Origin of the sequence: Pelagicoccus sp. SDUM812005, assembly GCF_031127875.1 — a bacterium.
GTDB lineage: Bacteria > Verrucomicrobiota > Verrucomicrobiia > Opitutales > Opitutaceae > Pelagicoccus.
The window spans coordinates 59,632-76,160 of the sequence record NZ_JARXIA010000019.1 but is presented as its reverse complement, the minus strand read 5'-3'; the positions used below and the strand labels follow the sequence as shown (position 1 = coordinate 76,160).

Annotated in this window: 9 protein-coding genes; 5 read left to right on the top strand and 4 right to left on the bottom strand. The window is 58.8% G+C overall.

Features of this window, described 5'->3' with window-relative positions; translation table 11 throughout:
- Positions 1-38 precede the first annotated feature (38 nt).
- Positions 39-1,121, bottom strand: a complete 1,083-nt coding sequence (locus tag QEH57_RS19645) for a M20/M25/M40 family metallo-hydrolase (RefSeq protein WP_309008493.1) — start codon at positions 1,119-1,121, stop codon at positions 39-41.
- A gap of 239 nt (positions 1,122-1,360) precedes the next feature.
- Between QEH57_RS19645 and QEH57_RS19640 the strand changes: the two genes are divergently transcribed.
- Positions 1,361-4,069 (top strand): PAS domain S-box protein, encoded by a 2,709-nt coding sequence (locus tag QEH57_RS19640; protein WP_309008492.1) that lies wholly within the window; start codon positions 1,361-1,363, stop codon positions 4,067-4,069.
- An 11-nt stretch (positions 4,070-4,080) separates the two neighbouring features.
- Here the strand turns inward: QEH57_RS19640 and QEH57_RS19635 are convergent, their stop codons facing one another.
- Positions 4,081-5,028: an AEC family transporter gene (locus QEH57_RS19635; protein WP_309008491.1), complete on the bottom strand. Its 948-nt coding sequence runs from the start codon at positions 5,026-5,028 to the stop codon at positions 4,081-4,083.
- Positions 5,029-5,142: 114 nt separating this feature from the next.
- Between QEH57_RS19635 and QEH57_RS19630 the strand changes: the two genes are divergently transcribed.
- The 3 genes from QEH57_RS19630 to dapF all read left to right on the top strand — a co-directional run bounded on the left by QEH57_RS19630 (position 5,143) and on the right by dapF (position 13,234).
- A complete protein-coding gene (locus QEH57_RS19630; RefSeq protein ID WP_309008490.1) occupies positions 5,143-6,267 on the top strand; it encodes a hypothetical protein in 1,125 nt (374 codons plus the stop codon).
- Between the two features lie 72 nt (positions 6,268-6,339).
- On the top strand, positions 6,340-12,366 hold the full coding sequence (locus tag QEH57_RS19625; RefSeq protein WP_309008489.1) for a DUF3857 domain-containing protein: 6,027 nt from the start codon (positions 6,340-6,342) through the stop codon (positions 12,364-12,366).
- Between the two features lie 55 nt (positions 12,367-12,421).
- Positions 12,422-13,234: a diaminopimelate epimerase gene (dapF, locus tag QEH57_RS19620; protein ID WP_309008488.1), complete on the top strand. Its 813-nt coding sequence runs from the start codon at positions 12,422-12,424 to the stop codon at positions 13,232-13,234.
- 43 nt (positions 13,235-13,277) lie between these two features.
- Here the strand turns inward: dapF and QEH57_RS19615 are convergent, their stop codons facing one another.
- Positions 13,278-14,342: a quinone-dependent dihydroorotate dehydrogenase gene (locus QEH57_RS19615; RefSeq protein WP_309008487.1), complete on the bottom strand. Its 1,065-nt coding sequence runs from the start codon at positions 14,340-14,342 to the stop codon at positions 13,278-13,280.
- Positions 14,343-14,582: 240 nt separating this feature from the next.
- Here QEH57_RS19615 and QEH57_RS19610 point away from each other — a divergent pair, with 240 nt between their 5' ends.
- On the top strand, positions 14,583-15,353 hold the full coding sequence (locus QEH57_RS19610) for a hypothetical protein (RefSeq protein WP_309008486.1): 771 nt from the start codon (positions 14,583-14,585) through the stop codon (positions 15,351-15,353).
- Positions 15,354-15,447: 94 nt separating this feature from the next.
- Here the strand turns inward: QEH57_RS19610 and hemB are convergent, their stop codons facing one another.
- Positions 15,448-16,473, bottom strand: coding sequence for a porphobilinogen synthase (gene hemB, locus QEH57_RS19605; protein ID WP_309008485.1), 1,026 nt, complete (start codon positions 16,471-16,473; stop codon positions 15,448-15,450).
- Positions 16,474-16,529: the final 56 nt, after the last annotated feature.

Below are 16,529 nucleotides of genomic sequence, written 5' to 3'. Positions count from 1 at the left end.
AATTGGCGGTTATTTAACCGCCAATTTCACCCTAGTCGCTACCGCCCCGAGCCTCCGAGCAGGAACGATTCGAGAATACGCAGGCTGCGAAGCATTTGCCCCCTCTCGATGAACTCGTCGTTCTTATGGGCTTGAGCGATATCTCCCGGTCCAAATACCACAGCCGGAATGCCCGCAGCCTCATAGCAAACCGCATTGGTCATATAAGGGACCTCACGCTCGCCGATCTCAATGTCCGCCGCCCGGGCCGCAGTCCGTAGCCTAGCCACGAAGTCCGCCGACGTTTCCCCGCGCAGCGGCGGGCGTTCCAAAAAGGTCTTCAGCTGAGAACCTTCCTCCTTCCGGCAAATCGCTTCGAGCTCCGCTCGAGCCGCGTCCGCCGTCTCCGAGGTTCCCAAGCGACGGTCGACGTCGATCTGGCAGGAATCCGGCACCACGTTGAAGCCGATCCCGCCCTTGACCAAGCCCACGCTAACGGTGCCGCGCTCGATCTCTCGTTCCCGCGGCCTCGCCTTCAGCTCTTCCTCCAAAGCCTCCAAGGACTGGCAAATGCGGGCTGCCTTGTAGATCGCGTTCTCGCCTAGCTCAGGCGTGGAAGCGTGGGCCGCTCGCCCCATCGTCGTCAGCAGGTAGCGCCCCACTCCCTTGTGCCGAGCGATCACGTCGCTGCAAGTGGGCTCGCCCGTGATGGCGAAGGACAAGCCGAGCTCCTCCTTCTTCTTGGCCAAGCAAAACGCCCCTTCCTGCTCGCTTTCCTCGTCAACGGTCGCAGCAAAGGCGAGACCGAACGCGAGCTCCTCCTCCCGTCGGGAGAAACGCTCCAGCACCAGCATGAAAGTCGCCAAGCTCGCCTTCGTGTCGCAAGACCCGCGGCCGTAGAAACGCTCGCCCTCCTCGCGCAGTTCGAAGGGGCTTCCTTCCGCCCACCCCTCCACGCCTACCGTGTCCATGTGGGCCTCCAACAATAAGGTCGGCTTGTCCGCCGGTCCGATGCGGGCCACCACGTTACAACGCCCCGGCAGCGCTTCCTGAACTTCGTAAGCGATGCCGCGGTCGGCCAGCCATCCGCAGACGAATTCGCTAAGCTCCCGCTCCCCCGGGCCACCAAAAACAGGGTTCACGCTATTAATACCTACCAATTGGCCTAGCAATTCGAGGCCTGCGTTTTCGTCTTGAAAGTCACTCTTCATATCCCCACTGAAGCCGCTACCTATGCCGCCTTGGAGGACAATTGCAAACGCCAATTAAAACCTCATAAAAGTGGGCCAACCGCTTGTACGGCCTAAGCTTTTGACGTAGCCTTCCAACGCCTCTAGGTAGATTTTCAAAGTATCGAAAGGCCCAACTCATCGATAGCTACATGCCAGACAAGAAGCACACTACGACTTCCTCGCAAGTGAACGAAGACGCGAAGGACAGCGCCCAGCTGGAGCTCGAGATCGCTCGCCCCCTGAACCGACTCCAGGAAAGTTCGGGCAATCCAGTGTTCGTGGTCGACGAGCTTTTTAACGTAGTCGCTTTCGCAAACGGGGCTCGATCCATACTCGGCTCGACCCGATCCACCGATTTTTCCTTGCTGGACTGCGATTCCCTTTCCCCCGAGCAGCAAGCGCGCCTCACCGAGGAAGTCCGCAAAGTCCTCGTGTCCGAGGATCCCAAGCTGCAGCGCTTTCTCCGCTTGGAAGTCGAAGGCGAAAACGGCGCCCGCGTCTTTTGCCTGACTTTCGAAAAGGAAGCCCTCTGCGGTGGGCGCGACGGCGTTCGCTGCACCGCCGAACCGCTCCTCGCCAAATCGCCCCCGCATTCGCCCCCCGCCATCACCAAGGGCGCCGAGGAAGCGATCATCGGATGGACCTTCGACAAGGATACCAAGGTCTTCGAGCACTTCGGCAACGACGACGTCGGCGAAATGGGAAACGTCCACCTCTCCGAGTGGCTAACCTGCGTTTCGGAAAACGAGCGCTCCCTCGTCGAAAACGCCTTCAGCGACATCCTGGAGGGCGACGCCTCCGAGATTAATATCCAATACCGCGTCACCCTCGCGACCGGCGTCACCCGCAAGGTCTCGACCCTCGCCAAGTGGGCCCCCGCCACGAACGGCCAATCTCCCTCCGCCCTCATTGGGATGCACCAATACAACTTCGACAACCAAAGCGTAGTCGAAGACCTCAAGCTATTCTCCTACCTCGCCCGCAAGGTCCAGCTCTCCATCCTCGTCTACGACCAGTTCGGAAACATCAGCTGGTGCAACAACGCCTTCTCGGAATGCACCGGCTATAAGTTCGAGGACATCGTGGGGCGCGACCCCAACGACCTGCTCAGAGGTCCGCTCACCGAAACCAGCTCCGTGCGGCACATGCGAGACCGCATCCGCAAAGGCAAAGCCTTCCACGCGGAATTGGTGCAGTACAAGAAAAACGGGGCCCCCTACTGGGTCAGCATCGACGGAAACCCGCTCGTCGACGACTCGGGCAAAGTCACCCGCTTCATCTCCTTCCAAACCGACATCACCGAAACCAAGAAAACCCAGAGCGCCATCCTGCGCAGCGAGATCAAGTTCCGCTCCCTCTTCGACAACTCGACCGACGCCCTGCTCCTGCTCTCCCCCAAGGACGGCGTCATCATCGAAGCGAACATGTCCTCCTTTAAGCTCTTGGATACGGAGCGGCTCGTCGGGCAACGCTTCGAGGAAATCTTTCCCGAACACCCCGACTTCCGAGTCGACCACCTCAACACCCTCATCGACGAAAACAACGGCCACCAGCGCCACAGCGCCGAATTCATCACCACCTCCGGACAGGTTCGCCCCGTCGAGATGACTGTAAGCCGCACTCCCATCGGAGAATCCATCGCCCTATTCGTAACCCTGCGCGACGTATCCGAAAAACGGTTACTCGAGGAACAGCTCCGCCACACCCAACGTATGGAAGCGGTCGGCCGCCTAGCCGGCGGCATCGCCCACGACTTCAACAACCTGCTCGCCGGACAAAGAGGATTCAGCGAACTGCTGTGCAACTCCCGCGACCTCAGCAAAAAGGACCACGTCTACGCCAACGAGATCCTCAAGATCACCGACCGCGCCAGCAAGCTCACCAGCAGACTGCTCTCCTTCAGCCGCGGCAAGAGCGACCGCCCCGTCGTCGCCAACCTCAACGAGCTCATCGGCAACATGATGCCCATGCTCTCCCGCATCCTCAAAAAGGAAGTCCGCTTCACCTCCCAGCTCGACCCGAGCCTGAGCAACGTAAAAGTGGATACGAACCAGATCGACCAAGTCATCATGAACTTGGTAGTCAACGGCCAGGAGGCAATCACCAGCCACGACGGAGTCGTCACCCTCAAGACCAGCATGATCCAGCTCACCGGGGCCGAGATCTTCATCACCGGAAAGCCCAAGCCCGGCAAGTACGCCAAAGTCACCGTGCGCGACAACGGGCAAGGCATCCATCGCGACGTCCTGGAAAAAATCTTCGAACCCTTCTTCACCACAAAAAAAGGCGCCGGCACCGGCCTCGGCCTTTCCATCGTCTACGGAATCATCCAGAGCAACGGCGGACACCTCATGGTCGACAGCGAAATCGGCAGCGGCACCGAGTTTTCCTTCTACTTTCCCGAGGTGCTGGAAGAGGTCAAACGCGAGGACTCGCCGGACCTGCTCGAACGCATGCCCAGCGCCGAGTCCTCCAAGTCGGGCGCCACGCCCACCATTCTCGTGGCCGAGGACCAGGAACAAGTGCGCGAGATTCTCGAGCTCGGACTGGGCCAAAGCGGATATAACCTGGTCATCGCCAAAGACGGCCTCGAAGCCATCGAAAAGGGCAAGAACTACGACGGCACAATCGACCTCCTGCTCACCGACTCCATCATGCCAGGCGCCTCCGGCGCCACCGTCGTGAAGGAGATGCAAAAGGCCTACCCGGATATCAAGATCGTGCTCATGTCAGGCCTACCGCAACAGGAAAGCGTCGAATGCCAAGAGCTGGAAATCGATGCCTACGTCGACAAGCCCTTCTCCATCCGCAAGCTCTTGGAGCTCATCCAGGACCTCGTCGCCGTACCGAAGAACTAGCCGGCCCAGTCCTAGGATCCGACCAAGTCCAAGCCGAAGCGAATCCACAAAGGCATGGTCAACAAGCCGATCGCGGTTGTCGCCATCACCACCCGTACCGCTACGATCGGCTGCCCGCCATAGTGCTTGGCAATCAATATCGGCATGATGCCAGCCGGCATGGCCGATTGGAAAACGAGCACCCGCTTCAATTCGATTGGAAGCGGAAAATACCAGGCGATCGCCAGCCCCACGCACGGCAGAAGCCCCAGCCGCAACACCGTGCCCAACAGGCTGTCCCGCGCCTCCCAAAGCCGTTCGCCGGAGCGAATATGGTCGAACAAGTTCGTACCGATAGCCAAAAGTCCCAGCGGCACCGCGCAGCCCGCCAACAGCGAAAGAGTACGGGTCGCCACCCCCGGCAAACTTTCCGCCAAACCGCTCATGTTCAGAGCCAGCCCCACCACCAGCGCCATCACCATCGGGTTCGCGATCTTGCGAAAGCCGTCCCGCAAGGAGCCCCCTGCCAAGAACGAAATCCCCACCGTCCAGATGCCGACCTCGATCCCCACGTTGTGGATGAACAGAACCGCCAGCTCGTTCGGTCCAAACATGCTCTCCATCAGCGGGATAGGCAGATAGCCATAGTTGTAGATCCCCGTCGAGAAAGCAAAGGTACGCAAGCCCCTACCCTTCTTGATCCCAAAGGCTCGCCCTACCAAGGTCGCGACCAGAAAGCCGAAGGTCACCGTGCCGAAACCGATCACCGGCCCCCAGAGCGAGCCGGAGCTGGCCCGAAACGGCTCCGCCTTCAGCATGGCGCTCACGATCAGGCAAGGGTAGAAAACGTTTACTACCAGCAGGGTCATGCCCTTCTCCACCGAGCTGTCCAGCCACCCTTTCCACCGCAGCGCCATGCCCACCGCCAACATGGCAAACACGGGCAGGATGAGCAGAAAGATGGAAAGGTAGTCGTTCATTTTCGGACTCCTGAACTGACTCGCGCCCCTCAGCCCGTCAAGCCAGCCCTCGGCCTCGCTATATATTCCAGTGATTGACAAGAGGCGCCACCCACCAAAAATTGCGCCTAATTAATGGCTTGGCGCATAGATAAGTACGTTGTTCGTGGTCTCATCCAAAATATAGTTCCGGGGCGAGTCGTCGGCACAGTTTGGCTCAAAGGCCTCAACCAGCCCATCGAGCTCAACCTCAAGGGCAATTGCTACCGCGACCTCGCCGGTTCGAGGCTCGAGTTCCGCAACCCGAACGCCATCGAAGGCGACTACACCGGCTTCGACATCTTCCAGGAAGGCACCGTGGGCGACATGACCGCATCCAAGAAAGTCAAGATGCCGCCCGACTTCGAGGACCTGGAGGAAATTCCGGAAAACCCGCCCGCCTTCACCCTCGCCAACTGCCTCTACCTCGAATGGTTCAGCGAGTCGAACGGACGCGTCCTTATCGAATCCCTCGACTTCACCTGGAAGGTCAGCCTGCCCAAATGGTCCCTGTCCGAGGACGCCGAACGCGACCAGCAGGAAGCCAACAAGCAAGCCATGTTCAATTTCATGGACGAGCTCTCCCGCGCCCTCGACCCCGCCGACCGGCGCGAAGAGCCGCTCGACGAAGACATGGACGAGTTCCAGTGGGAAGCCTACCTCCAAAAGACCGACGCCCGCAGCGACATGCTCCTCGAGCTCTTCGAAAAGTACGAAAACGCGCCGGACTGCGAGGAGATCATCGCCCAAGCCATGGGTTGGGAAATCGACTCCATGGAAGTGACCGAGGAATTCTTCGAGGACTGGGACGAGGACGAAGACGAAAAGGCCGACCCCAGCTTCGATTACCTTCCCAACCACCCGCTCATCCTTTCCATGATGGAGATCACCTCCAAGCTCTACGACGAATCCGAGTCGAGAGACCTGCTGAGCGACGACTCCTCCAACCCATGGAACCAGCTGATTTGGCACGGCCAAATGACCGTCAGCAAACTCATCGCCGCCCTCGAGCAAGTGTCCGAAGGCGTCGAGACCGAGCCGGGCTTCGTCGTCGCCGCCCTCAAGCGGGCCCTGCACCTGCTCCATCTCACCATCGCCACCATGGAAGCCTGCATTTCCCTCAAGCCAGACCAACACCGCTGGACCTCGGATATACGCAAGGAACTCTTCACCCTGCGCGAGTCCATCATCGATTTGATGCACAGCTACCGCCAACGCTAGCGCGAAGCGTTAGTCGGTAGTTTTACGCAGATTGTAATTGCCAGCGGCCACGCTTCGGCTTTTCCAAGAGGCATGCGCTTTTGTCTCCTCCTCCCGCTACTCCTCAACCTTTCCCTCAGCTCTCTCCACTCCCAAACCGCTCCCCAACACTTCGAGCCGATCCCTTTCTACAACGAAATCAAGGATCGCCTCACGCCCCTCGAAGAAGTCACGGCCGGCATCGAGCGCTTCAAGGACGCAGCCAAACCGGGCATCGTCCTGCTCAACGAACGCATCGAGTACGTAGCGAAGGACAACGAGCGCTACCGCGTCGACCATGGCATCTTCTACGTCCTCGAGCAATCCGGCGTAGACCCCATCGGCAAGGATACCTTCAAGTATCGCAAGGACCAGGAATCCATCCACCTCGTCCTCGCCCACGCCATCAAAGCGGACGGCACCGTAACTCCGGTCGCCCAAAACGCCGTATTCGTCCAGTCACCACAGGACGAGGCAGACTCCAACCTCTACACCGACTACGAAGAGCTCGTGGTCATCTATCCCGACATCGAGGTGGGCAGCATCACCGAACACATCGTCATCACCAAGGAATTCGAGCCCATCGTAGCCGACCAACTCGTCAACAGCTTCTATTTCCAATTCAATTGGCCAATCTACCTCACTCGCTACGAGATCGATGTCCCGGACTCCTTCGCCCAAAGATTCCACCGAGCTCAAATCGGAAGCGGCGTTCCGGAACCTCGCATTACCGCCGCCAACGGTCGCACTCGCCTTTTCTACGAAGACCGAAACCGCGACGGCCGCGAATGGGAAACGCGACGCGAACCCGCCAGCGACACTGGCCCCGTGGCACGCGTTACAACCTTCAACAGTTGGGATGACGTTGGATCTTGGATACGTGGACTGATCAACGAAAGAAATACCCTAAGCGACGAACTAAAAGCGGAAATAGACGCTTGGACAGCCGGCCTCACAGACCGAAACGAAATCATCCAAGCAATCCTCGACCCCATCGCCAACGAGGTCCGCTACACCGGCCTGGAGTTTGGCCTCGCCGGATACCAGCCCTACGACTGCAACCTCGTCTGGAACCAGAAATACGGCGACTGCAAGGACAAGGCCAACCTCCTCGCCGCTGCCCTGAAATACAAAGGCATCGAAGCGAACCTCGTCTTGATCGATACCGATAGCTTCGGGAAATTCGATCGCGACTTCCCATCCCCCTTCCACTTCAACCACGCCATCACCGTCGTCCACAACGACGATGGATCGAAGCTCTTCCTCGATGCCACCGTTGAAAACCTGAAAGTCGGAGACCTGCCCCGAGGCGACGTCAACCGCGACGTGCTCATGATCCTGGACGACCGAGCCGAGATCGCACGAACGCCTCTCGTATCCTCTGGCCAAATACACTTCGCCTTCGACCTCAGCCTATCAAGCGACCTCACCCTCTCGGGATGGCTCCGCATGTACGTGGACGGCTCCTACGGAACCTGGTACGAAACCTCCTTCAAGGAAAAGACCGAGGAAGGCCTCCGCTGGAACATGCACGAAAGAATCGACGGCTTCTTCCCGGGAGCCGAAATGGCCGATGTCACTTTCAACCCTGACTACAATTCCGAGAAGCCGATCGCCAGCGCCTACTTCACCTTGAAAAACGAAGCCAGCGACGACGCCAGCAACTACACCTTTCCGCTCCCGAACCTCGCTTGGATGCTTCCCTCCCCCGGCGACAGCTCCGACGGACGCTCCACTGAATTCAGCTTAGACAAGAGCGAATCGAACGTATCCATCTCCCTTAAACTGCCCGGCAGCGTCCGCCCCAACTCACTCCCCAAAGGCCTAAATCTATCGACTCCAGATTATCAATACAGCGGTCAATGGTGGCAGGAAGAAAACAAGATCAATGCCACGGTATCCGTCGTTCACAAAACCGACCGTATCACGCCCAAGAACTTTGCCCAGTTCCACAAGGCCGTCGGCGCCGCGAACCGCTGGTGGAAAACGCCCGTCACCTTCTCCACGATCGAAGCTCTCGCAGCAGCCGAAAGCGAAGTCGATGACCCTTTCCCAAAACTATCCTCAGCCGTCGCCCAACTCGCCCTTGTCGACGACCTCTACCCCAGCGGCGAGCCCGACAAGCGACGCAAGGCCCTCCAGCAAGTAATCGAATGGTTTCCGCAGGAACGAGGCGAACTGTACGAAGCCCACATGGAGATCGTCCGCCTCGACATCGACAGGGTCGAACCACGAAAGCTGGCCAGACGTATCGAAAATCTAGTTACGGAATACAAAGAAGACATCACCCATGAATACCTGGCTTGGGGTGAATACCTGCTCGCCCAAGAGCTCGAAAAATTCGACAAGGAGAAGGACGCGCTGAAACTGTTCCTTCGCCTCGCCGAAGACGAAGCCCTATCCTCCTACCGCAGAGGCTGGTCGGCCTACAATGCCGCTCGCATTCTACAGAACTCCAAAGCGAAAGACGTCCTCCCCGTTATCAAACTAGGGATGCTCAACGAATCGGGAGCCCTCAACGACCTCGCTCACTTGCTCGTTGTCCACCACCTCAGGACCGGCAATGCCAAAGCCTTGCAGACCGACATCGCCGAAATCGAAAAAACGCATCCGCAAAAGTTCAAGGAGCTGGTCGAGTACGTCAGCAGCGAACTCGAGGAAAACCACGACATCAAAGACTCGAAGGCGCTCAAGGCCTGGCAACGCACCATCGAACCGATCTGCAAAGAGTATCCAGATTTATCCGACTGCCTCACTTCGCTCCAACGTATCCAAGCGACCTTGCTGCTCGAAAGCAAACTGGTCGAATCCGGGAAGGCCATCGAACAACTCCTGAAAAAGCAGGACGCGTCTTGGTACAGCAAGCACCTCCCCTCCAAAAAAACTTCGGATCGCAAACTCGACGAGATGATCCAAGCCACCGAAGAGGCCGAAGAATGGGAAAAGCAAGCTGCCCTCAGCCTCGCCTATCTGATTCGACATCCAGAGAACGTCGACCTCGCCAGCAAATACATCTACTGGGCCATTTGGAGCATCACCAACCACCTCGAAGAACCGGAGCTCGAAGCCGCCTTGTTCGAAACCTTGCTCGAGCTGGCGCCTGCCAATACGAACCTCGTCAACGCGAATATAAACCTAGCCAAAGCCCTGCGCCAAGATGCCGCCCACGAAAAGGCGATCCAACTGCTGCAGCACCTCGTCTCCTTCCCAGCCTTGGAAGACAGCTCCCTCAGCGTCGCTCACGTTCGCTACGCCGAAGCGCTCGAGGAAATGGGCCGCGCCGAAGAAGCCATCGAGCGCTACCTCAAAGGCGGTGAAATGCATTTCTCGAACTACCGCGTTCACACAGGTCTTTTGCGCTGCTTCTTCCTTGCCCAAATTAACGGCGACACCGCTTCCGCCCTTCAAGCCCTGGACTACCTCTCCCAGGGCGACTCCGAAAAGCTCAAACAAGCCGACGTATCCGCCCAAGCGCGGAACATCCTCGCCATGAACCAAGACGCCGCCTTCCGCGACCAATACTGGAAGCGAAGCCGCGAGCTCATCTCCAGCGCCTACGAAGCCATGGACAAGCTCGGCATCGACACCGCCGACCTGCCCGACCGCCTGCCGCTCATCGCTGACTACGAAACCTTCTCACAATCCGTCAAGGACGCCAACGCCGAAGGCGACCTCCGCACCTACCACGCGCACCTCATCAGCGCCGCCCTCTCAGCTGCGTCCAACCAGACCGACCTCAAGCTCACTCTTTCGCTCATTTCGCAGAACCTCCAAGAAGACATCGTAACGCTCGATCTCTTCGCAGCCCTCGCAGACCTTGCCCAGTTCGCCGCCTACGAAGGCAGCTACCTGCAATCCGAAGAGCTGAAGCGCCTCGTCGTACACGCCTACCTGGCCAACAAGGATCTTCCCAAACTCAAGGCCTGGACCCAGCGCATCCTTAGCGATGGCAGCTCCTCCGCAGAAACCATCGACTTCGCCCTCCTCATGCTCGCCGGCCACATCGCCAGTACGGGCATCACGGAGGACGAATCCTTCGAACTGCTGAAGACCCGTCTCGACACCTCGGAGATGCCAACCCTCAGGCCCCAATCCGTAAACCTCGTCGCCGCCCTTTACACCGACGCTGGAAAACACAGCGACGCCAAGACGCTGATAGCGAGAGAACTCGAAAACCCGCTCGTAAGCTCCAACGCCACCATCGTCGACAACCTCAACTCCTACCTGGACATCATCAAGGAACAAAGCGCCGCGAGCGAAGCCCTCAGCGGAATCGTCAACGGCTTCGTCGAGTCCGCCAAACTCAGTTGGTGGAACCATATCCAACCTCTGGATACGCAATCGCTCTATAGCGACGGCATCCCGCTGCATGAGTTGCCCAACCTATTCGACAACTACAGCTACGTGGAAATGGTCAAACACTACCTGCTGCTCGCATCCACGGACCGCGAAAGCAACCAAGACCGCCAAGCCGCCATCGTGGAAGGCCTGCGCTATTGGCAGTACATCCACTCCGACCCGGAATTCGTCTTCCAGCAAGTCAGCGCCGTCGCCAACCACCCGGAACTCGACCCCATCGTACGCAACGACATCAAAATAGCCCAGCTTTACTACCTTATCAACCTACGCCACACCGAGCTCCTGGAAACGCTCCTCGCCGACGCGTCCTTCCTCTCGGAAGCCTACCAAGCTGACTTCAAACGCATCCTGAAGTTCATCAAACTGCCCACCGACGACCTCGAGCAATCCCTCGCTGCCATTCGCTACCTGCTTGAAGGCCCCTTCTCCGACGCCGGAAAAGAACAGCTTCGTGGCGCCATCACCAACGTGGTCGCCCGCTTCGGACCGGACGCCATCGAGCCCATCCTCGACGAACTTCCCGAGATAGAGCTGCTGGACGGAGCCAATTTCGACCACACACGCCTCCGCCTCGACGCCTTGCAAGCCAAGCGCTCCGCCCAAAAGGTGCAGCCCTTTTTCGAGATGATAAGCAAAGCGGCCCAGCTTCCTTCCGCCCAAGCAAGCAGCTACCTCATAAGCTCCGACGCCGTTTCCTTAGAGCAACTTCCGGGCACCCTAGCCTACCAAGTACAACATTTTGGATACAGCGCCGACTACCTCGGACACCTCTCAGAACTCATCTTCTACCTCAATTCCATTTCCCCATTAAGTGACAAGGAGCTGCTCTCCTCGATCTTCGAGCAAATCCTCAGCTTGGATCCCTCGATCATCGCCTCCGCCATCGTCTACTCAATCGGTACCGGCATCGACCAAGACGACAGCGAGCAACGCGAGCCTTTCCTCCAAGCCATCCGAGATTTCGCGACCGAAAATTCCGACGCCTCCTTCGCCGACATCCACAACCAGCACCTCCTCCACTTCAACTCAACACCGAGCTCCAACAGCTCCCAAGCAGGCTCCGCCTTCCTGCAAACCCGAGGAGCTTCTCCCAAGTACCAGACCACCTACGACATCATTCAAGCCGCCCGCGACGGACAGGAAGCCAAGGCTCTTTCCATGCTGCAAACGCTCGATAGCGAAACCCTCGTCGATCCCGAGCTCAGTTTCCTCTTCTACTCCCTCGCCCATGAACTCGGCGACTCGGAACTCGCCGAACTACTTGCCGAACAAGTCGAGCAAAGCCTCGAAAAGCAGATCGCCTGGTCCATCTCCAACCTCAGCTGGATACCCATCAACTTCATCTCCGTCATCGTCTCCTTCCCCGAAAAAGCCGATAGCCTCGACTGGTACTTCGAACTCGTCGCCGATCAAAGCCGCAACGAACTCATCCTGTCCCACAACGATACCGCCCGCGCCCTCGCTAAATCCGATTGGCCAGGCGTCCTCGAAGCCGTACGCCGCGCCGACGCCATCGTCCCGACCTTCTGGGACCTCGACCTCGCCGAAGGCATCGCCCAGTTCAAGCTCGGCAACTTCGACGCCGCCAAGGAATCCCTCGAAACCTACCTGCACTACCGCCCCCGCTCTCCCGTCAGCGGAGCCGCCCGGAGCTACCTCGAGCAGATCGACTCCAAACTCGCTGCCTCGCTCGCCGACGACTCCCAGCAGCCGATCCGTTAAACGAATCGTTGCATTTTCTGAGCGCTGCGCCATTCCAGCCAGCAAAATTACCGCTATGGAAATCGCTTTCACAAAGATGCACGGAGCCGGCAACGACTTCGTAATGATCGAAAACCTCGACGGAAAGATCGAGCTCAGCTCCGAACAAGTCGCCAAGCTTTGCGACCGCCGCTTCGGAATCGGAGCGGACGGACTGATCCTCCTCAATCCGCCCGCGGACGCCTCGACCCAAGCGACCATGGTCTACTACAACGCCGACGGCGGACGCGTGGACATGTGCGGCAACGGAGCCCGTTGCTTCACCTCCTTCGCCCTGCAAAACGGGGTCGGAGACGGATCGAGCGTCGCGTTCAAGACGGACGCAGGCCCCATGACGGCTACCGCGAAGGACGGGCAATTCACCATTCGCCTCACTCCCATGCGCGACCTCAAGCTCGACCAAACCTTGGTCACGCCGCACCGCACCTTCACCTACCACTTCATGAATACCGGAGTGGAGCACGTAGTCGCTTTCGTCGACGACGTCAGCGCCATCGACATCAAGCCCGAAGGCAGTGCCGTCCGCTACCACCAGGACTTCGCCCCCAAGGGCACCAACGCGAACTTCGCGCAAATCCAGGACGACGGCATCATCAAAGTCCGCACCTACGAGCGCGGCGTCGAGGACGAAACCCTCGCCTGCGGCACCGGTGTCACCGCCGTGGCGATCGCCGCCAGCCTCAAGGGACTCGCTCAAGCCCCTGTCTCCCTGCTCGTAGCAGGCGGCGACGTGCTCACTATCGACTTCGACCGCGACGGAGAAAAGGTCAGCAACGTCACCCTCACCGGCCCGGCCAAAAACGTCTTCACCGGCACCGTCGAGGTCTAAGCTGCTTCTTTGTAATAGATAGCGGCCCAGCGCCGCTGTCTCGCTAGAGGTCTCCGCACTTTTCCGCCAAGCCACGCGCCACACGCTTCGCCAGCAGCGGCCCCTCGAAAATCATGCCGGAGTAGACCTGTACCAAGGTCGCTCCCGCGTCCAACTTTTGGGCGGCTGTATCCGGACTGGTGATACCGCCAACGCCGACGATCGGGAACTTCCCATCCACCAGCTTCGCGATGTGGGCAATCATCTTAGTCGACATGTCGCAAACCGGAGCTCCGCTGATCCCTCCCGCCTGGTCGATGTCCTTGAACGGACCCTCGCGAGCCATGGTTGTATTCGTTGCGATAATACCGTCCAAATGCAAGTCGTGCAGGATTTGCACGATGTCGCTCACTTCACCCTCCGTCAGGTCCGGAGCGATCTTCAAAAGGATCGGCTTGCGGCTGCCGGCTCGCTTCGTCTCGCGCTCCTGGTTCGCCGCGACCAGCTCGCCCAGCAATTCGCGCAGCCGATCGCCTTCCTGCAGCTTGCGCAAGTCCGGCGTGTTCGGGCTGCTGACGTTTACCACTACGTAGTCCGCATGGTCCGCTAGCAGGGCGAAGGACCCGAGGTAGTCTTCCACCGCCTTGTCCAGCGGCGTCACCTTCGACTTGCCGATGTTAACCCCGAGCGGAATCCGCCGCTCGCCCGGCCCGGGCTGGCCAGCCAAGCGGGCCGCCACCGATTGGGCTCCGTGGTTGTTGAAGCCCATCCGGTTCAGCACCGCGTCGTGTTCGGGGTAGCGAAAGAGCCTGGGCTTGGGGTTTCCCGGCTGCGCCTTGTGCGTGACCGTTCCGATCTCCACATGCCCGAAACCGAATGCCTCGAAGGCCTCCCAGCAAACGGCGTTCTTGTCGAAGCCCGCAGCCAAGCCGATGCGATTGGGAAAGGTGACGCCGAAGGCCTCCACTGGCTTCGCGGCGCTCGGAAGCTGGTTGAAGGCGCCCAGAAAGCGCGTCAATCCCGGGATCGAGCGGAGAACCCGCAAGGAGTCCACGGTCACTTCGTGCGCCCTTTCAGGGTCGAGCTTGAAAAATAGAGGTTTCAGTAGGTTCTTGTAGACAGCGCCCATGCTATCCGTAAAAGAAGGCAATAAGTCACGTATTGGAAATCAAAAACATACGCATTATCCGCCTTATCTAAAGGGATCGCACAAGGGATGTCTCCGAGCCGACAATTTCCACTTGCAATGACCTCGAAAGATGCCCTTCAAAATTGCCTTAAAGCCCCTACAACATTTCGTCGTTTTTAGTCTTTCATTGATTGACTTAGCAGCCGCAGGAGCTTTTTGGATAACCGTAATTCGTAAAATATGCCAAGAGCAGCAAAACAGTTAGAGTGGTGCACCGTTCGTCTCGGAGAAGATTCGAACTGGTGGGTAGTGGAAGTGAGCGACGATGTCCATTGGGACGTCGACGGCCTCAGCATTGTCGACCCGCGCCAAATCTCCCACATCCTAGACCTCCTTGAGCCGCTCCAAGAGTACAAGCTCGACCAAGACCTTTTCGATTCGGCCTTCCTCCCGTTTCGTATCCAAAGAAACTTGGGGGACGGACTCATCCGACTCACGCGCTCCCAGGAAAGCTTCGCCGACGCCGAGGAGCCGCTCTTCGGCCTGCCGAACATCGTGGACGACGAAAACAGCCCCTACGCTGACTTCATCAACCACATCACCAAGATTCGCGTGGCCATGCTCAACGACTTGATCGACTTCGAGCAAAAGCTCACCATCGACGAAGTCGAAGACGACATCCGCGAAGAGGAAAACAACAACTTCATCGAAGGACGCGCCGTACACCTCTTCAACGAGGTCACCAACATCCTCGACTACGTGCCGGCCGGCTGGGAACTCGACGACGACGATTCCGCAAGCAAGTCCGACGGCGAAGAAGACTTCGAAGACCTCCCCGAGATCGAAGAGGAAGACACCTCCGAAATCTCCAAGGACGAAAGCCTCAAGTGGGACGAAGACGACGAAGACGAAGACGATTCGGACGACACCTACGAAGGTCCTCCACCCGACGACGACGATGACGACGACCTCGGCGACGACGAAGAGGAAGACGAGGACGAAGACAAGTAACCACTTTCCAACTACAAAGCCCGCTCACTACCGAGCGGGCTTTTTCGTATTCGGATCGAGGGCCGTCGCCTGCGACACGTCGCTAAAGAAGCGACTATCCGCGCAACTTCTTCGCAACCTCCTTCGCGAAGTAAGTCAAAATCACATCCGCCCCCGCGCGCTTGATGGCGAGCAAAGACTCGTCGCGCGTCTTCTCGTAGTCGAGCCAGCCGAGCTGAGCCGCTGCGTGGATCTGAGCGTATTCTCCAGAAACCTGATACGCCGCCACAGGCGAGGTAGCCGCATCCCGCAACTCGCGAATGATGTCCAAATACGCCCCAGCCGGCTTCACCATCACGAAATCCGCACCCTCGTCCTCGTCCATCAAGGCATCCATGATCGCCTCGCGACGATTCGCCGGGTTCATCTGGTAGGTCTCCTTGCCAAGCAAGGTCGTGCCCGCCGCCTTGGCGCTGCCCACCGCCTCGCGATAAGGCCCGTAGTAAGCCGAAGCGAATTTCGCCGAGTACGCCATGATCGCCGTGTCGATAAACCCTCGCTCGTCCAAGGCCTCGCGAATCGCACCCACGCGGCCGTCCATCATATCGGAAGGAGCCACGATATCCACTCCCGCTTCGGCCTGCAGCACCGCCATCTCGCAAAGGCGGCGCACCGTCTCGTCGTTCACCACGTAGCTGCCATCCTCGTTGAGCACCCCGTCATGGCCATGGGTCGTGTAAGGGTCCAAAGCCACGTCCGTGATCACCGAGAGCTCCGGCACGGCAGCCTTGATGGCTCTCACCGCCCGCAAGGTCAGCGTATCGGGATTGCCCGCCTCCGAGCCGAGCGCGTCCTTCAAGCTCGGGTCCATGTTCGGAAAAATAGCCACCGCCGGCACGCCGAGCACTGCCAATTCGCGGCACTCCGCCACCAAGTCCTCGATATTTAAACGAAACAGACCCGGCATCGAACCCACCGGCTCCTTTTCGCCCGCCTCCTTTACGATCAAAGGCGCGATCAGGTCCTCCACCCGCACGTATGTCTCCTGCGTCATGCTTCTCAGCGACGCGGTCCGACGCAAACGCCGCGGGCGGCGCGGCAAATCCAGCTTGAAATCCTCGGTCTTATCGAAACTCTTCATGGCTCTTTCCCGCGAAGCTGTGGATTCGCCCGCAACACGCAATCGAAACCTAAGCA

Coding starts and splice junctions, on each gene's coding strand:
- dapF (WP_309008488.1), top strand. CDS start 12,422: ATGGAAATCGCTTTCACAAAGATGCACGGAGCCGGCAACGACTTCGTA.
- hemB (WP_309008485.1), bottom strand. CDS start 16,473: ATGAAGAGTTTCGATAAGACCGAGGATTTCAAGCTGGATTTGCCGCGC.
- QEH57_RS19610 (WP_309008486.1), top strand. CDS start 14,583: ATGCCAAGAGCAGCAAAACAGTTAGAGTGGTGCACCGTTCGTCTCGGA.
- QEH57_RS19640 (WP_309008492.1), top strand. CDS start 1,361: ATGCCAGACAAGAAGCACACTACGACTTCCTCGCAAGTGAACGAAGAC.
- QEH57_RS19625 (WP_309008489.1), top strand. CDS start 6,340: ATGCGCTTTTGTCTCCTCCTCCCGCTACTCCTCAACCTTTCCCTCAGC.
- QEH57_RS19635 (WP_309008491.1), bottom strand. CDS start 5,028: ATGAACGACTACCTTTCCATCTTTCTGCTCATCCTGCCCGTGTTTGCC.
- QEH57_RS19615 (WP_309008487.1), bottom strand. CDS start 14,342: ATGGGCGCTGTCTACAAGAACCTACTGAAACCTCTATTTTTCAAGCTC.
- QEH57_RS19630 (WP_309008490.1), top strand. CDS start 5,143: ATGGCTTGGCGCATAGATAAGTACGTTGTTCGTGGTCTCATCCAAAAT.